A 13690-nucleotide genomic window follows, 5' to 3' on the forward strand; every position below is an offset into this window, starting at 1 on the left:
CGTCCGCGGCTCACACCCCGGGTCATCCGGGCGACGGACGCGGGGACGAGCGGTCCGCCGTACCGTGGACGGGTGTTCCGTCCGATGCTGCGTGCGCAGGTCATCACCGACCTGCTGATCGCCGTGCTGCTCGGCGTCCTCGTCCTGGTCGCCAGCGGGCGTGGGATCGACGGCCCGCTGTCGGTCGTCACCGTCGTCGGCATGACCGCCGCCCTGGCACTGCGGCGCCTGTCGCCCGGGCTCGCGCTGACCGTCGCTTGGGTGTTCGCGGTCCTCGAGATGGCAACCCTGCAGGTGCCGGACGAGTCGAACACGTTCATCGCCGGCGTCATGTACACGACGAGCGCGTACGGCAGTCGCCGTGTGCGGCTGGCCGGGCTCGTGTCGGCGATCGTCGGCTCCGTGGCGGCGGCCGCCTACATGGGCTTCGACGACTACCAGAACAGGCTCACCTACGAGACCGCTTCGACGCCGCTGCAGGAGTCGCTGCAGGTCACCCTGTCGTTCTTCGCCGTCGTCCTGCTCCTGCTGCTGCTGCCGTGGCTCGCCGGACTCGTGGTCCGGACCCGACGGTCGGCGAGCATGAGTCGCGAGGCCCAGTTGCTCGCCGAGCGTGACGCCGCGCGGGCCGACCGGGCCGTCGCGGTCGAGCAGGAGCGCGTGCGGATCGCCCGCGACATGCACGACATCATCGCGCACTCGCTCGCGGTGGTCATCGCGCAGTCCGACGGTGCCCGGTACGCCCTGAAGGCCGACCCCGCGGTGGCCGACCAGGCCCTCAGCACCATCTCGGCCACGGCGCGCCGAGCCCTCGGCGACGTGCGCGAACTCCTCGGCGCGCTCCGGCACGAGCAGGGGACCGCGCCGACGCCGGAGATCGACGACATCGACCGGCTCGTCGACGAGATGCGGCAGCTCGGGCTCGACGTGCGCGTGGAACGCGAGGGCGACCCCGTCGGGCTGCCCACCACCACGCAACTCGCGGTCTACCGGATCGTGCAGGAGAGCCTGACGAACGCGTACAAGCACGGCGAGCCCGGCAGCCCGGTACGTGCGGCCCTGACCTACCGGCCGGACACGGTCGAGATCGCCGTCGTGAACCGACGTGCCGACGACGGCGTCCGCGGACCCGGAACGGGTCACGGGCTGGTCGGCATGCGCGAGCGCGCCGTGATGACCGGCGGCACCATGACCGCCGGAGCCCGGGGAGACGACTTCACGGTCGCCGTCCGGATGCCGACCGTCCCGGCGAGCGGGCAGATGCCCCGCGGCCGGATCACCCCGACCGAGCAGGAGCGCACCGCCCGATGACCACGATCCCGACCGACGAGCACCGGATCCGTGTCGCCCTCGTCGACGACCAGGCGCTCTTCCGCACCGGCATCCGGATGCTCATCGACTCGCAGCCCGACCTGCGGTTCGTCGGCGAGGCGGGTGACGGTGCCGAGGGGGTCGAACTCGTCCGACGCACCCGTCCCGACGTGGTGCTGATGGACGTCCGGATGCCCGTGATGGACGGCATCACGGCGACCGGTCACATCGTCGAGCAGTCCGGTACCGACGGTGCGAAGGTCCTCGTGCTGACCACGTTCGACTTCGACGAGGCCGCAGCCAAGGCCATCCGCGCTGGTGCGAGCGGATTCGTGCTCAAGGACGCCGACCCGGAGTTCCTGCTCGCGGCGGTCCGGACCGTGCACGCCGGCACCGCGGTGTTCGCCGCGTCGGCCACGCGGGAGCTCCTGCGACGGTACGACGACTCGGTCGGCCGCGCCGCCGCCGTCCCCGCGGCCTTCGCCGACCTCACCCCGCGTGAGCGCGAGATCTTCGACCTGGCCGCCCGGGGGTTCAGCAACAGCGAGATCGCCCAGCACGAGTACGTCAGTGAGGCCACCGTCAAGACGCACATCTCGCGGGTCCTGACGAAGCTCGAGCTCCGCGATCGGGTGCGCCTCGTCGTCTTCGCCCACGAACACGGGCTCGTCTCCAAGGCAGAATGAAGCCGGGTCATCCGCGGGGATGACCCCTCCACAGGCAACCGAGCCGAGCGGACGATCCACAGCAGCCGACCGGGCGACGCGGGACGGGCCCGCCGCCCGCCATCGTGGATGCATGACCACGAGCCACGCCCCGATCATCCGCCTCGACCACGTGTCCAAGCACTACGGCGACGACGCCCGACGTGTCACCGCGCTCGACGACGTCAGCGTCGACATCGGCGCGGGGGAGTTCACCGCGGTGATGGGCCCGTCCGGATCCGGCAAGTCGACGCTCATGCACGTCGCGGCCGGCCTCGACGCCGTGTCCGCCGGTCGGATCCAGATCGACGGCGTCGACATCACGGCCCTGGGCGACAAGGACCTCACCGAGCTGCGTCGTCGTCGGCTGGGCTTCGTGTTCCAGTCGTTCAACCTCGTCCCGACGCTCGACGTCAGCGAGAACATCCGGTTGCCGTTCCTGCTCGGTGGGCACAAGCCTTCGCACGAGGAGACCGCCTGGATCGACCGGCTCGTCGAGATGCTCGGGCTCGGCAACCGGCTGACGCACCGGCCGCACCAGCTCTCCGGCGGGCAGCAGCAACGCGTCGCCATCGCGCGGGCGCTCGCGTCGCGACCGGCGGTGGTCGTCGCCGACGAACCGACCGGCGCGCTCGACTCCCGCACCGGGCGCGACGTGCTGGCGATCCTCCGCGGCGCCGTCCAGGAGTGGGGGCAGAGCGTCGTCATGGTCACGCACGACCCGGTCGCGGCCGCGAACGCCGACCGCATCCTGTTCCTCGCCGACGGCAGGATCGTCGCCGACCGCCCCGCGATGGACGCCGGCGCGATCTCCACGACGATGCTCGGGATGGAGGCCGCAGCGTGAGCGACGTCCGCTCCTTCGCCCCGACCGTCCTCGTCGCCGCCCTCGGCACCACGTTCGGTTCCGCCCTCGTCATCGCACCGGGGATCGTCACCGAAGCGCTCCGAGCCGCCGGGGTTGCCGACCTCGGTCCGGTCAAGGCGATCCTCTCCGTGGTGGGGTGGCTGTTCCTCGGCATCGCGCTGTACGTCGGCGCGATCGTCACCGCGAACACCTGCGCCACCCTGATCGCCGGGCAGACCCGGATCATCGCGTTGCAGCGGCTCGTCGGTGCGACCGGTGCGACCCTCCGTGCGCGGATCACCCGCACCGGGCTGATCGTCGGCGTGCTCGGCGGGGTCGTCGGCGCCGTCGCGGGGACCGCGCTCTCGGCCCTGTTCGTCGTCGTCCTGCGGGGCAACGGGGTCCTGCCCGAGGCCGAGTACACCTACGTCCCGTGGGAGCTCGTGCTGCCGGTCGTGGCCGTCGTCCTCGCCACCTGGGGTGCCTTCGCTGCCGGGTCGCGCCGCGTGCTCACCGTCACCCCGCTCGAGGCGCTGTCCTCGAGCGTCGAACCGAGCCACGACGACGTCCGGTCCGGCACCGCCCGCAAGGTCTGGTCGATCGTGCTCATGGCCGGCGGCGCGGCGCTGATGCTGCTCGGGCTCGCGGTGAGCTCGCTGTCCCCGGTCGCGGTCCTGCCGGCGGCGCTCGGCGGGTTCGTGTCCTTCGCCGGGGTCGCGGTGGGGGCGACGATCGTGATGCCGCCCGTGCTGCAGCTCATCGGCCGCATCGGCTCGCACGACCCCGTCGTCCTGCTCGCCGGACGGAACGCGATGCGGGCGCCGGGGCGGTCCTCGCGGGCGACCATCGGGCTCGTCATCGGCATCACCCTGCTCGTCACCTTCGCGGTCGCGCTCGGCATCATGCAGCACGTGCTCGAGACCGAGATGCGCGCCATGAGCGCGGGGAGCGCCACCCCCGAGATGATCGAGGCGCAACGCGACCTCTTCGTGCAGATCAACGCGGTCGTCAGCGTGATCGTCGGGTTCTCCGCCGTGATCGCCGCCGTCGGGGTCGTGAACGCCCTGGCGCTCGGGGTGCTCCAGCGTCGACGCGAACTCGGGCTGCTGCGGGTGCTCGGCCTGACCGGTGCGCAGGTCCGACGGATGATCGTGACCGAGGCGGTGCAGATGGTCGTCGCGGCCGTCGTCTCGGGGCTGGCGCTCGGCACGTTGTACGGCTGGGTCGGCGGGCAGACGCTGCTCGGCTCGCTCGGGACACCCGTGGCACCGGTGATGCCGCCGTTGACCATCGGCATCGTGGTGATCGGCGCGCTGGTCCTGGCGGTCGTCGCCACCATCGCCCCGGTGCGGCGCGCGATGCGCGTCCCGCCGACCGAGGCGCTCGCGGTCGACTGACCCGTCGCCTTGGTCGCACCGCGCGACGACGCGGGAGGCCCGGTGCCAGCTGGCACCGCGCCTCCCGTGTCGTCGTGTGGTCGCGCCGACGTGCCCTGCCCGGCCCTGCCACGCCGCTCACGTCCGCCGAGGTGTCACGAACTGTCGTCCGGACCCAGCCCGGGCGACAGCGCGCGACCGCTCGGCGACCGGCCCGCGGCAGGTCTCGACCACCCGGCACCGCACTCGGCACCGCACTCGGCATCGCCGTTCGACGGCACCGGGCGGTCTCACGTCACACGCTTGCGCCAGCCTGGTAGAGCGGTGCTAGCGTGGGTCTCGATGTACTCGGCACTCCTCCTCCTTCGCTGCCGCGACGAGGCCTGACACTCCGGCCCACCTCGTCGCGGAGTCCGTCGTGGCCGCACCACAAGAGCTCACGAACACGCGACGAAAGCGAAGAACGATGCAGAACACCCAGCAGCCCTCCGGGATGCCGATCCACAAGTACGTCCCGTTCCACGAGCAGATCACCGTCGACCTGCCCGACCGCACCTGGCCCACGAAGCGCATCGACAAGGCGCCGCGCTGGTGCGCGGTCGATCTGCGTGACGGCAACCAGGCCCTCATCGACCCGATGGACGCCGAGCGCAAGCGGGCGATGTTCGACCTCCTCGTCCGGATGGGCTACAAGGAGATCGAGGTCGGGTTCCCGAGCGCCTCGCAGACCGACTTCGACTTCGTCCGATCGCTGATCGACGACGGCGCGATCCCCGACGACGTCACCATCCAGGTGCTGACCCAGGCGCGCGAGCACCTCATCCAGCGCACGTACGAGGCGATCGACGGCGCCAAGCAGGCCATCGTCCACCTGTACAACTCCACGAGCATCGTGCAGCGCGAAGTCGTCTTCCGCACCGACGTGCAGGGCGTCGTGGACATCGCGGTGGCCGGGGCGAAGCTCTGCAAGGCGGCCGAGGCGACGCTGCAGCACGACACGACGATCTACTACGAGTACTCGCCGGAGTCCTACACGGGCACCGAGCTCGAGGTCGCACTGGAGATCTGCAACGCCGTCCTCGAGGTCTTCGAGCCGACGCCCGAGCGCAAGGTCATCATCAACCTGCCCGCCACCGTCGAGATGGCCACGCCGAACGTCTACGCCGACTCGATCGAGTGGATGTCGCGCAACCTCGCCCACCGCGAGGACGTCATCCTGTCACTGCACCCGCACAACGACCGCGGCACCGCCGTCGCCGCCGCCGAGCTGGGCTACATGGCCGGCGCGGACCGCATCGAGGGCTGCCTGTTCGGCAACGGTGAGCGCACCGGCAACGTCGACCTCGTCGCGCTGGGCATGAACCTGTTCACGCAGGGCATCGACCCGGAAATCTCGTTCGCGGACATCGACCAGGTGAAGCGCACCGTCGAGTACTGCAACCAGCTGCCGGTGCCCGAGCGACAGCCGTGGGCGGGCGACCTCGTGTACACGGCGTTCAGCGGCTCACACCAGGACGCCATCAACAAGGGCTTCGAGGCGATGAAGGCCAAGGCCGCCGCCGCGGGCAAGGACATCGACGAGATCGAGTGGGCGGTGCCGTACCTGCCCGTCGACCCGAAGGACATCGGCCGGTCGTACGAGGCCGTCATCCGCGTCAACTCGCAGTCCGGCAAGGGCGGTGTGGCGTACCTGCTCAAGACCGATCACGCCCTCGACCTGCCCCGCAAGCTGCAGATCGAGTTCTCCGGTGTCGTGCAGCGGCACACCGACACCGAGGGCGGCGAGTTCTCGTCGCAGCGCATCTGGGACGTGTTCCAGGACGAGTACCTGCCCGCATCGATCGACGACGAGAAGTGGGGCCGGTACGAGCTCACCAAGACGGCGACCTCGAGCGACTTCGACGGCACGACCTCACTGTCGGTCGCACTCCGCGTCGATGAGGGCTCCGTCACCGCCGACGCCGTGGGCACCGGTCCGATCGACGCGTTCCTCAAGGTCCTCGCCGAGCAGGGCGTCCAGGTCACGCTGTACGACTACTCGGAGCACACGATGAGCGCCTCCGGTGACGCCAAGGCGGCGTCGTACGTCGAGCTCGACGTCGACGGCGTGCGCCTGTGGGGCGTCGGCATCGACGCGGACATCTCCACGGCGTCGCTCAAGGCGATCGTGTCCGCGGTGAACCGCGCGGTGCGCGCCGGTGCTGCAGCCGGCGCCGACTCGCCGGAGCTCGTCTCCGCCTGAGACTCGACCGGGCCGGGAGGCGCGGTGCGGGCTGGACTCGCACCGCGCCGCCAGTCCGTGCCCGGTTCTTCCCCCGTCACGCGCGATGGCAAGTCGAATCGGGCGTACCTGGTCGTTTCTTCCGACCAGGTACGCCCGATTCCGCTCGGTACGCCTCCGCAGCGCGCTGCGCTGTCGGCGGGGCAGGGGATACTGGGGGCATGCCGCTGTACCGGGACGAGTGCGTCGTGTTGCGCACCCACAAGCTCGGTGAAGCCGACCGCATCGTCACGATGCTGTCGCGGCAGCACGGCAAGATCCGCGCGGTGGCCAAGGGCGTGCGGCGGACGGCCTCGAAGTTCGGCAGCCGACTCGAGCCGTTCATGGTCGTCGACGCCCAGTTCTACGAGGGCCGGTCGCTCGACATCGTCACCCAGGCCGAGTCGCTCGGGGCCTACGGGGCGCAGATCGTCGCCGACTACGGCGCGTACACAGCGGCCAGCGCGATGGTCGAGACCGCCGACCGCCTGAGCGAGGCCGACGCCGGACTGCAGCAGTACCTGTTGCTCGTCGGCGCGCTGCGGTCGCTGTCGCGCGGTGAGCACCAGTCCAGCGCCACGCTCGACTCGTACCTGCTCCGGGCGATGAGCATCGCGGGGTGGGCGCCCTCGTTCAGCGACTGCGCGGTGACGGGCGAGCCCGGCCCGCACTCGGCGTTCGTGGTGCAGCTCGGTGGTGTCGTCGCCGACCGTGCTGCCCCGCCGGGGACCCCGCGGCTCGACCCGGCGACGCTCGGGGTGCTCGGCTCCCTGCTCGCCGGTGACTGGGCGACGGTCGACGCCACCGACGAGCGGACGCGTTCGCGGGCCTCCGGCGTGGTCGCGGCCTACGCCCAGTGGCACCTGGAACGATCGCTCCGTTCCCTGCCGCACGTCGACCGTTCCGAACACCCGATGCCGGTGCCGCAGACCCACGGCGGACCCGAGGCGACGGCGCGCGCGGTGGCCTCGACCCCGGCGCCCGCCGTGCCCGAGCCCGATCCCGATCCCGCTGTCGAAGGAGCCCCCACCGCATGAGCCCCCGCCGCCCCGACGACGTCGAACCCTTCCGCCCGGTCGACTGGACCGGCGAGACGCCCCCGGCGATCCCGGCCCGGTTCGTCCCGGAGCACGTGGCCATCGTCATGGACGGCAACGGCCGGTGGGCGAACGGCCGCGGCCTGACCCGGATCGAGGGGCACAAGGCGGGCGAGGCCTCACTGCTCGACGTCGTCGCCGGGGCGATCCAGATCGGCGTCGGACACGTGTCGGCGTACGCGTTCTCGACGGAGAACTGGAAGCGCTCCCCGGAGGAGGTCCGGTTCCTGATGGGCTTCAACCGTGACGTCATCCGCCGTCGCCGTGACCAGCTGCACCAGTGGGGCGTCAAGGTGCGGTGGGCCGGCCGGCGACCGCGGCTGTGGCGGAGCGTCATCGACGAGCTCGAGGCCGCCGAGCGGATGACGGCGGGCAACGACGTGCTCACGCTGACGATGTGCGTGAACTACGGCGGCCGGAACGAGATCGTCGACGCCGTGCGGGGCATGGCCGAGGACGTCGCCGCGGGACGCCTGAAGCCGAGCCAGGTCACCGAGAAGGCGCTGGCGAAGCGGCTGTACGTGCCGGAGATGCCCGACGTCGACCTGTTCCTCCGGAGCTCGGGGGAGCAGCGCACGAGCAACTTCCTGCTGTGGCAGTCCGCCTACGCCGAGATGGTGTTCCTCGACCGGCTCTGGCCGGACTTCCGTCGCACCGACCTGTGGGGGGCGATCGAGGAGTACGCACGGCGAGACCGACGCTACGGCGGCGCGGTCGACGCTCCGACGGCGTAGCCGCTGCCGCGGGGCCGAGGCTGCCGGGGCCGAGTCTCGGATCCGCGGACACGTTGCGCCCTCCGGACGGCGCGGAGTGTCCGCGCAGCCGAGACTCGGCGCGCGCCGCCCCTCAACCCGGCAGCGGCCCCTCGAGCAGGTGGGCGGCGGAGCGCACCGCGTCGAGCGCCGCACGGACGCTCGGCACACGGTCGGCACCACGCGCGACGACGACCTCGACACGCCGGGCGAGCTCGTCGTCCACGGGGTCGATCGCGACACCGGCGGGGATGACCGTCGTCGCGAGTGCCAGCCGGGGGAGCAGCGCCACCCCGAGCCCGGCGGCGACGAGCCCCACCACCGCGGCCGCGTTGTCCGTCTCCAGCACGATGTCCGGCGTGAACCCCGCGCTCGCGCACGACGCGAGCAGGTGCCCACGGCAACGCGGGCAGCCCCCGATCCACCGTGCGTCGTGGTGGGACGCGAGGTCCACGACGGTGGAGCCGGCGGGGCGGAGTCGCTCAGCGCCTCCTGGCTCGACCGGCGTCACCAGCGCGAGCGGGTCGCGACCGAGTGCCCGGGTGACGAGGCCCGGGTCCGGGGTGGTCCCGACCTCGTCGCCGACGTAGGTGAAGGTCAGGGCGACGTCGACCTCGCCGCCGCGCAGCAGGTCGAGTGCCTCGGGCGGCTCCACCTCGACGTACGAGGTCGTCACACCGGGCGCCGTCGCAGCGAGCCGCGCGAGCACCGCGGGCACGAGGGCGGAGGACGCGCTCGGGAACCCGGCGAGTCGCACCCGGCCCCGGCTGAGTCCGCCCACGGCGTCGAGGTCCTCGCGCGCCGCGGTCAGTGCGGCCTGCACGTGCAGGGCGTGGTCGGCGAGCACCTGCCCCGCGTGCGTCAGGGTCGCGCCCCGTCCGCCGCGCAGGACCAGTGCGTGCCCGAGACGCTGTTCGGCCCGGGCCACGAGCTGGCTGACGGCCGGCTGGCTCGACCCGAGTGCGGCGGCGGCGCGGGTGATCGACCCACCGTCGGCCACGGCGCGCAGGACCCGGAGCAACTGGGGATCGATCTCGTCCATCACCTGATGTTATCGGTGGCACACCGGATCGGCTCTGGTGTGATGGGACGGGAACGGGGACGCTGTCCGCATGGACTCCTTCCCCGCTGGCCACGGCTACCTGGCTGCGTGCACCGCGGGCCTGCCGACCCACGGCACCCTGGCCGCCCAGCGCGCCGACCTCGACGCGTGGTCGCTCGCCGAGACGTCGCCCGCCCGGTACGGCGTGCTGGTCGAGCAGGGGCGTGCGCTCTTCGCCGCACTGGTCGGCGTCCCCACGGAGCGCGTCGCGACCGGTTCGCAGACCTCGGTGATGGCCGCGGTCGTCGCCGACGCGCTGCCGGACGGCGCCGAGGTGGTCGTCCCCGACGGGGACTTCAGCTCGGTCGTCTTCCCGTTCCTCGCGCAGGCACACCGGGGCGTGCGGGTTCGGAGTGTCCCGCTCGAGCGGCTCGCTGCCTCGGTCGGGCCCGACACCGCCCTCGTCGCGTGGTCCGCGGTGCAGTCCGCCACCGGCGTCGTCACCGACCCCGACCCGGTCGTGGCCGCCGCCCGGCGCGTCGGCGCACTGACCCTCTGCGACCTCACGCAGGCCGCCGGCGTCCTGCCCGTCGACGCCGCACCGTTCGACGTGACGCTCACGCACACCTACAAGTGGCTCTGCGCTCCGCGCGGCGTCGCCTTCATGACGCTCTCCGACACCGCCCTCGGTCGACTCCGGCCGGTGCAGGCCGGCTGGTACGCGGGAGCGGACGTCTGGTCGTCCTGCTACGGCCCCGCGATGCACCTGGCCGACGACGCGCGTCGCTTCGACGTCTCGCCGGCCTGGCAGGCGTGGCCCGGTGCCGTGGCCGCGCTCGAGCACGCCGTCGCGCTCGATCAGCAGGCGGTCTGGAGGCACGCCACCGGTCTCGCAGATCGGCTGTGCGACGCCCTCGGGTCGCCTCGGCTGGGCGACGGGCAGGCGATCGTGACGTTCGCGGACCCCGACGGGTCGGCGCTCTGGGCGCTCACCGCCGCGGGGCTCACCGCCTCGGGGCGTGCCGGTCGGCTGCGCATCGCGTTCCACCTGTGGAACGACGAGTCCGACGTGACCGACGTCGTGGCCGCGCTGGGCGGGGTGGGGCCGGGCACGTCCGGGAGGTGAGCGCGGACGGCGGACCCGGAGCGGGCCTCCCGGGCCAGGATCGCCGGTAGTCTTGCCCGGACCGTTTCCGCACCGAGCACCCAGCTCGGCGACCTCTGGAGCACCCTTTGGCACAGCCCTCCCGTCTCGACAGCGTCATCGCCCTGGCCAAGCGCCGCGGCTTCGTCTTCCAGTCGGGTGAGATCTACGGAGGCTCCCGCTCCGCGTGGGACTACGGGCCCCTCGGTGTGGAGCTCAAGGAGAACATCAAGCGCCAGTGGTGGCAGCGGTTCGTGCGCGGACGCGGGGACATGGTCGGCCTCGACTCCGCGGTGATCCTGCCCCGCAAGGTGTGGGAGGCCTCCGGCCACGTCGCGACCTTCACCGACCCGCTGGTGGAGTGCCTGCACTGCCACCACCGGTTCCGCGAGGACCACCTGCTCGAGGCGTTCGAGGCGAAGAAGGGCCGCGCCCCCGAGGGCGGCATGGCCGAGGTCGCCTGCCCGAACTGCGGCACCCGCGGTGAGTGGACCGAGCCCCGCGAGTTCTCCGGCATGCTCAAGACGTACCTCGGCCCGGTCGAGTCGGAAGAGGGCCTGAACTTCCTGCGCCCCGAGACGGCGCAGGGCATCTTCGTCGACTTCGCCCAGGTCGTGACGACCAGCCGCATGAAGCCCCCGTTCGGCATCGGTCAGGTCGGCAAGGCGTTCCGCAACGAGATCACGCCCGGCAACTTCATCTTCCGCACCCGCGAGTTCGAGCAGATGGAGATCGAGTACTTCGTGCCGCCGGCCTCGGCCGAGGAGCACTACGAGCAGTGGATCGCCGACTCGGTCGCGTTCTACACCGACCTCGGGATCGACCCCGAGAACCTGCGTCGCTTCGACGTGCCGGACGGTGAGCGGGCGCACTACTCCGACGCCACCGCCGACATCGAGTACCGCTTCGGCTTCACCGGCTCGGAGTGGGGCGAGCTGATGGGCGTCGCGAACCGCACCGACTTCGACCTGAACAACCACATCGAGGCGTCCGGCCAGGACCTCCGGTTCTTCGACCAGGCGGCCAACGAGAAGTACGTGCCGTACGTGATCGAGCCGTCGTTCGGGCTGACCCGAGCACTCATGGCGTTCCTGCTCGACTCGTACCACGAGGACGAGGCCCCCAACGCGAAGGGCGGCGTCGACAAGCGCACCGTCCTGCGCCTCGACCCGCGTCTGGCCCCGGTGAAGGCCGCCGTCCTGCCGCTGTCGCGCAACGAGCAGCTCTCGCCGGTCGCCCGCGGCCTGGCCGACGACCTGCGCAAGAACTGGAACGTGGACTTCGACGACGCCGGCGCCATCGGCCGTCGCTACCGTCGCCACGACGAGATCGGCACGCCGTTCTGCATCACGGTCGACTTCGACACGCTCGAGGACAAGGCCGTCACGGTGCGCGAGCGCGACACCATGGGCCAGGAGCGCGTCTCGCTCGACCAGCTGCAGGGGTACCTGGCGCAGCGGTTGCTCGGCGCGTAGGGGCCGCGCGGCTCCGCAAGACACCGGTGTTCGTGCGTCGCACACCCGCAATCGGGTGTTCGACCTGCGAACACCGGTGTTCTGCTGCCAGCGACGGGAATGCGCGCCGCACGAGCGCGTTGGGGTCAGCATGAACGACTCCGTGAAGGTCGATGTCTGGTCGGACATCGCCTGCCCCTGGTGCTACATCGGCAAGCGCAAGTTCGAGGCCGGCGTCGCCGCGTTCGGCGCCTCGAGCGAGGGCCGCCCCGTCGAGGTCGAGTACCACTCCTTCGAGCTGAGCCCGGACACCCCTGTCGACTTCGAGGGCACCGAGGCCGAGTTCCTCTCCGGCCACAAGGGCATGCCCGTCGACCAGGCCCAGCAGATGCTCGACCAGGTCACCGCCATCGCCGCGGGCGTCGGCCTCCGGTACGACTTCGAGGCGATGCACCACACCAACACGGTGAAGGCCCACCAGGTCATCCACCTCGCCAAGCAGCACGGCAAGCAGCTCGAGATGGTCGAGCGCCTGTTCACCGCCTACTTCGAGCGGGGCGAGCACGTCGGACAGGAGTCCTCGCTCGCCGACCTGGCGGCGGAGATCGGCCTCGATCGCGACGAGGTCCTCAGCACCCTGCGCGACGACTCGCAGCTCGCGGCCGTCCGCGCCGACCAGGCCCAGGCGCAGGCCTACGGGATCAACGGCGTGCCGTTCTTCGTCATCGACGGCAAGTACGGCGTCTCCGGCGCGCAGGACCCGTCGGCCTTCGAGCAGGTCCTGTCGCAGGTCGTCGCGCTCCGCGAGACGACGCCCGACGAGGTCGCGGCCGCGACCGAGCGCGCCGCGGACGACGCGAGCGCGGACGTGGCGGCGACCCGATGACCGGCGCGACGATCAGCGACCAGGGCGCGGTGCGCCTCCAGGCCGTGACGTCGGTACCGTCCGTCCCGGACGCGCTCACCGGCCTGGAGGCCCGCCCCGCGCTGCTGACGCTCGTCACGCCCGGCGGCGCGCCGGTGTGCGAGGGCGATGCGTGCCTGATCGACGCCGGCGCGTTCGCCGGCTCCGAGGGGGACTGGACCGAGGTGCCGGACTGACGTCCGTCGTCTGGTCGGGACGCTGCGCCCCCGTGCGGTCGTCGCGCCGCGACTCTGCGGGGCGCGACAGCTGCGCGGGGGCGCGATCCGTCCGTCGCCGGAACCGATCAGCCGCGCTGCGGTTCCTCGTCGGTGATGTCGGCGACGGTCGCGCCGTAGGCGGCGACGAGCGCGTCGGCGTCGACGAAGGCGCTCGCGCCGTGCCGTCCGGCACCGAGCGCGACGCGACGGCCGAGGATGCGCTCGTCGGCGTAGACCGGCAGCGCACCCGTGGCACCGATCGGCGTGATGGTGCCGCGCTCGTAGCCGGACGCCTCGAGCGCGGTGGCGGCGTCGGGCATCGAGAGCTTGTTGACGCCGACGACCGTGCGGAGCTTCTTCCAGGCGATGCTGCGGCCGCCGGGCACCAGGGCGAGCAGGAACCCGCCGTCGTGGCGCTTCACCACCAGGGTCTTGACGATGTCGCCGGGCTCGATGCCGAGCAGGCCGGCTGCCTCGTGCAGGGAGTCCGCGGCCGGGCGCTCGACCACTTCGACCGGCAGGCCACGGGCCTGGGCGTCGGCGTCGAACCGGGTGCTGGCGTCGGTCGTCATGTGGAGAAC

The 13690-nt window shown here is 71.9% G+C and carries 13 protein-coding genes; 11 read left to right on the forward strand and 2 right to left on the reverse strand.

Going from position 1 to position 13690, the window contains the following annotated elements; genetic code table 11:
- Positions 1-72: 72 nt before the first annotated feature.
- The 7 genes from OE229_RS10105 (at position 73) to OE229_RS10135 (ending at position 8329) form a co-directional block, all read left to right on the forward strand.
- Positions 73-1311 (forward strand): sensor histidine kinase, encoded by a 1239-nt coding sequence (locus tag OE229_RS10105; protein WP_262137811.1) that lies wholly within the window; start codon positions 73-75, stop codon positions 1309-1311.
- Positions 1308-1997: a response regulator gene (locus tag OE229_RS10110; RefSeq protein WP_262137813.1), complete on the forward strand. Its 690-nt coding sequence runs from the start codon at positions 1308-1310 to the stop codon at positions 1995-1997. The genes OE229_RS10105 and OE229_RS10110 overlap by 4 nt, the downstream gene beginning before the upstream one ends.
- Positions 1998-2109: 112 nt before the next feature.
- Complete coding sequence (locus OE229_RS10115) at positions 2110-2862, forward strand: ABC transporter ATP-binding protein (protein ID WP_110860432.1); 753 nt, start codon at positions 2110-2112, stop codon at positions 2860-2862.
- Entirely contained in the window at positions 2859-4259 is a 1401-nt protein-coding gene (locus tag OE229_RS10120; RefSeq protein WP_262137814.1) for an ABC transporter permease, read from the forward strand. Before OE229_RS10115 ends, OE229_RS10120 begins: the two co-directional genes overlap by 4 nt.
- Before the next feature lie 445 nt (positions 4260-4704).
- Complete coding sequence (gene leuA / locus OE229_RS10125; RefSeq protein WP_262137816.1) at positions 4705-6480, forward strand: 2-isopropylmalate synthase; 1776 nt, start codon at positions 4705-4707, stop codon at positions 6478-6480.
- 200 nt (positions 6481-6680) lie between these two features.
- Complete coding sequence (gene recO, locus OE229_RS10130; RefSeq protein ID WP_027465318.1) at positions 6681-7535, forward strand: DNA repair protein RecO; 855 nt, start codon at positions 6681-6683, stop codon at positions 7533-7535.
- Positions 7532-8329: an isoprenyl transferase gene (locus OE229_RS10135; RefSeq protein ID WP_182067039.1), complete on the forward strand. Its 798-nt coding sequence runs from the start codon at positions 7532-7534 to the stop codon at positions 8327-8329. The genes recO and OE229_RS10135 overlap by 4 nt, the downstream gene beginning before the upstream one ends.
- 112 nt (positions 8330-8441) lie before the next feature.
- Here the strand turns inward: OE229_RS10135 and OE229_RS10140 are convergent, their stop codons facing one another.
- On the reverse strand, positions 8442-9389 hold the full coding sequence (locus OE229_RS10140) for a LysR family transcriptional regulator (protein ID WP_262137818.1): 948 nt from the start codon (positions 9387-9389) through the stop codon (positions 8442-8444).
- A gap of 70 nt (positions 9390-9459) precedes the next feature.
- On the opposite strand from OE229_RS10140, the gene OE229_RS10145 reads away from it, so the two are divergent.
- The 4 genes from OE229_RS10145 to OE229_RS10160 all read left to right on the forward strand — a co-directional run bounded on the left by OE229_RS10145 (position 9460) and on the right by OE229_RS10160 (position 13088).
- The gene (locus tag OE229_RS10145; RefSeq protein ID WP_262137819.1) at positions 9460-10515 is read left to right on the forward strand and encodes an aminotransferase class V-fold PLP-dependent enzyme; all 1056 of its coding nucleotides are present in this window, start codon (positions 9460-9462) and stop codon (positions 10513-10515) included.
- A 107-nt stretch (positions 10516-10622) separates the two neighbouring features.
- Entirely contained in the window at positions 10623-12008 is a 1386-nt protein-coding gene (locus OE229_RS10150) for a glycine--tRNA ligase (RefSeq protein ID WP_182066757.1), read from the forward strand.
- A gap of 130 nt (positions 12009-12138) precedes the next feature.
- Entirely contained in the window at positions 12139-12873 is a 735-nt protein-coding gene (locus OE229_RS10155; RefSeq protein ID WP_262137822.1) for a DsbA family oxidoreductase, read from the forward strand.
- A complete protein-coding gene (locus tag OE229_RS10160) occupies positions 12870-13088 on the forward strand; it encodes a hypothetical protein (protein WP_182066755.1) in 219 nt (72 codons plus the stop codon). The genes OE229_RS10155 and OE229_RS10160 overlap by 4 nt, the downstream gene beginning before the upstream one ends.
- A gap of 107 nt (positions 13089-13195) precedes the next feature.
- On the opposite strand, the gene OE229_RS10165 is transcribed toward OE229_RS10160, so the two are convergent.
- Positions 13196-13681, reverse strand: a complete 486-nt coding sequence (locus tag OE229_RS10165) for an aminoacyl-tRNA deacylase (RefSeq protein WP_262137824.1) — start codon at positions 13679-13681, stop codon at positions 13196-13198.
- Between the last annotated feature and the right edge of the window lie 9 nt (positions 13682-13690).

The organism is Curtobacterium poinsettiae (genome assembly GCF_025677645.1).
GTDB lineage: Bacteria > Actinomycetota > Actinomycetes > Actinomycetales > Microbacteriaceae > Curtobacterium > Curtobacterium poinsettiae_A.

What these genes read in the sequence shown, in the direction of transcription:
- OE229_RS10165 (WP_262137824.1), bottom strand. Translation starts at nt 13,681, where the DNA reads ATGACGACCGACGCCAGCACCCGGTTCGACGCCGACGCCCAGGCCCGT.
- OE229_RS10110 (WP_262137813.1), top strand. Translation starts at nt 1,308, where the DNA reads ATGACCACGATCCCGACCGACGAGCACCGGATCCGTGTCGCCCTCGTC.
- OE229_RS10135 (WP_182067039.1), top strand. Translation starts at nt 7,532, where the DNA reads ATGAGCCCCCGCCGCCCCGACGACGTCGAACCCTTCCGCCCGGTCGAC.
- leuA (WP_262137816.1), top strand. Translation starts at nt 4,705, where the DNA reads ATGCAGAACACCCAGCAGCCCTCCGGGATGCCGATCCACAAGTACGTC.
- OE229_RS10115 (WP_110860432.1), top strand. Translation starts at nt 2,110, where the DNA reads ATGACCACGAGCCACGCCCCGATCATCCGCCTCGACCACGTGTCCAAG.
- OE229_RS10140 (WP_262137818.1), bottom strand. Translation starts at nt 9,389, where the DNA reads ATGGACGAGATCGATCCCCAGTTGCTCCGGGTCCTGCGCGCCGTGGCC.
- OE229_RS10155 (WP_262137822.1), top strand. Translation starts at nt 12,139, where the DNA reads ATGAACGACTCCGTGAAGGTCGATGTCTGGTCGGACATCGCCTGCCCC.
- OE229_RS10145 (WP_262137819.1), top strand. Translation starts at nt 9,460, where the DNA reads ATGGACTCCTTCCCCGCTGGCCACGGCTACCTGGCTGCGTGCACCGCG.
- OE229_RS10160 (WP_182066755.1), top strand. Translation starts at nt 12,870, where the DNA reads ATGACCGGCGCGACGATCAGCGACCAGGGCGCGGTGCGCCTCCAGGCC.
- recO (WP_027465318.1), top strand. Translation starts at nt 6,681, where the DNA reads ATGCCGCTGTACCGGGACGAGTGCGTCGTGTTGCGCACCCACAAGCTC.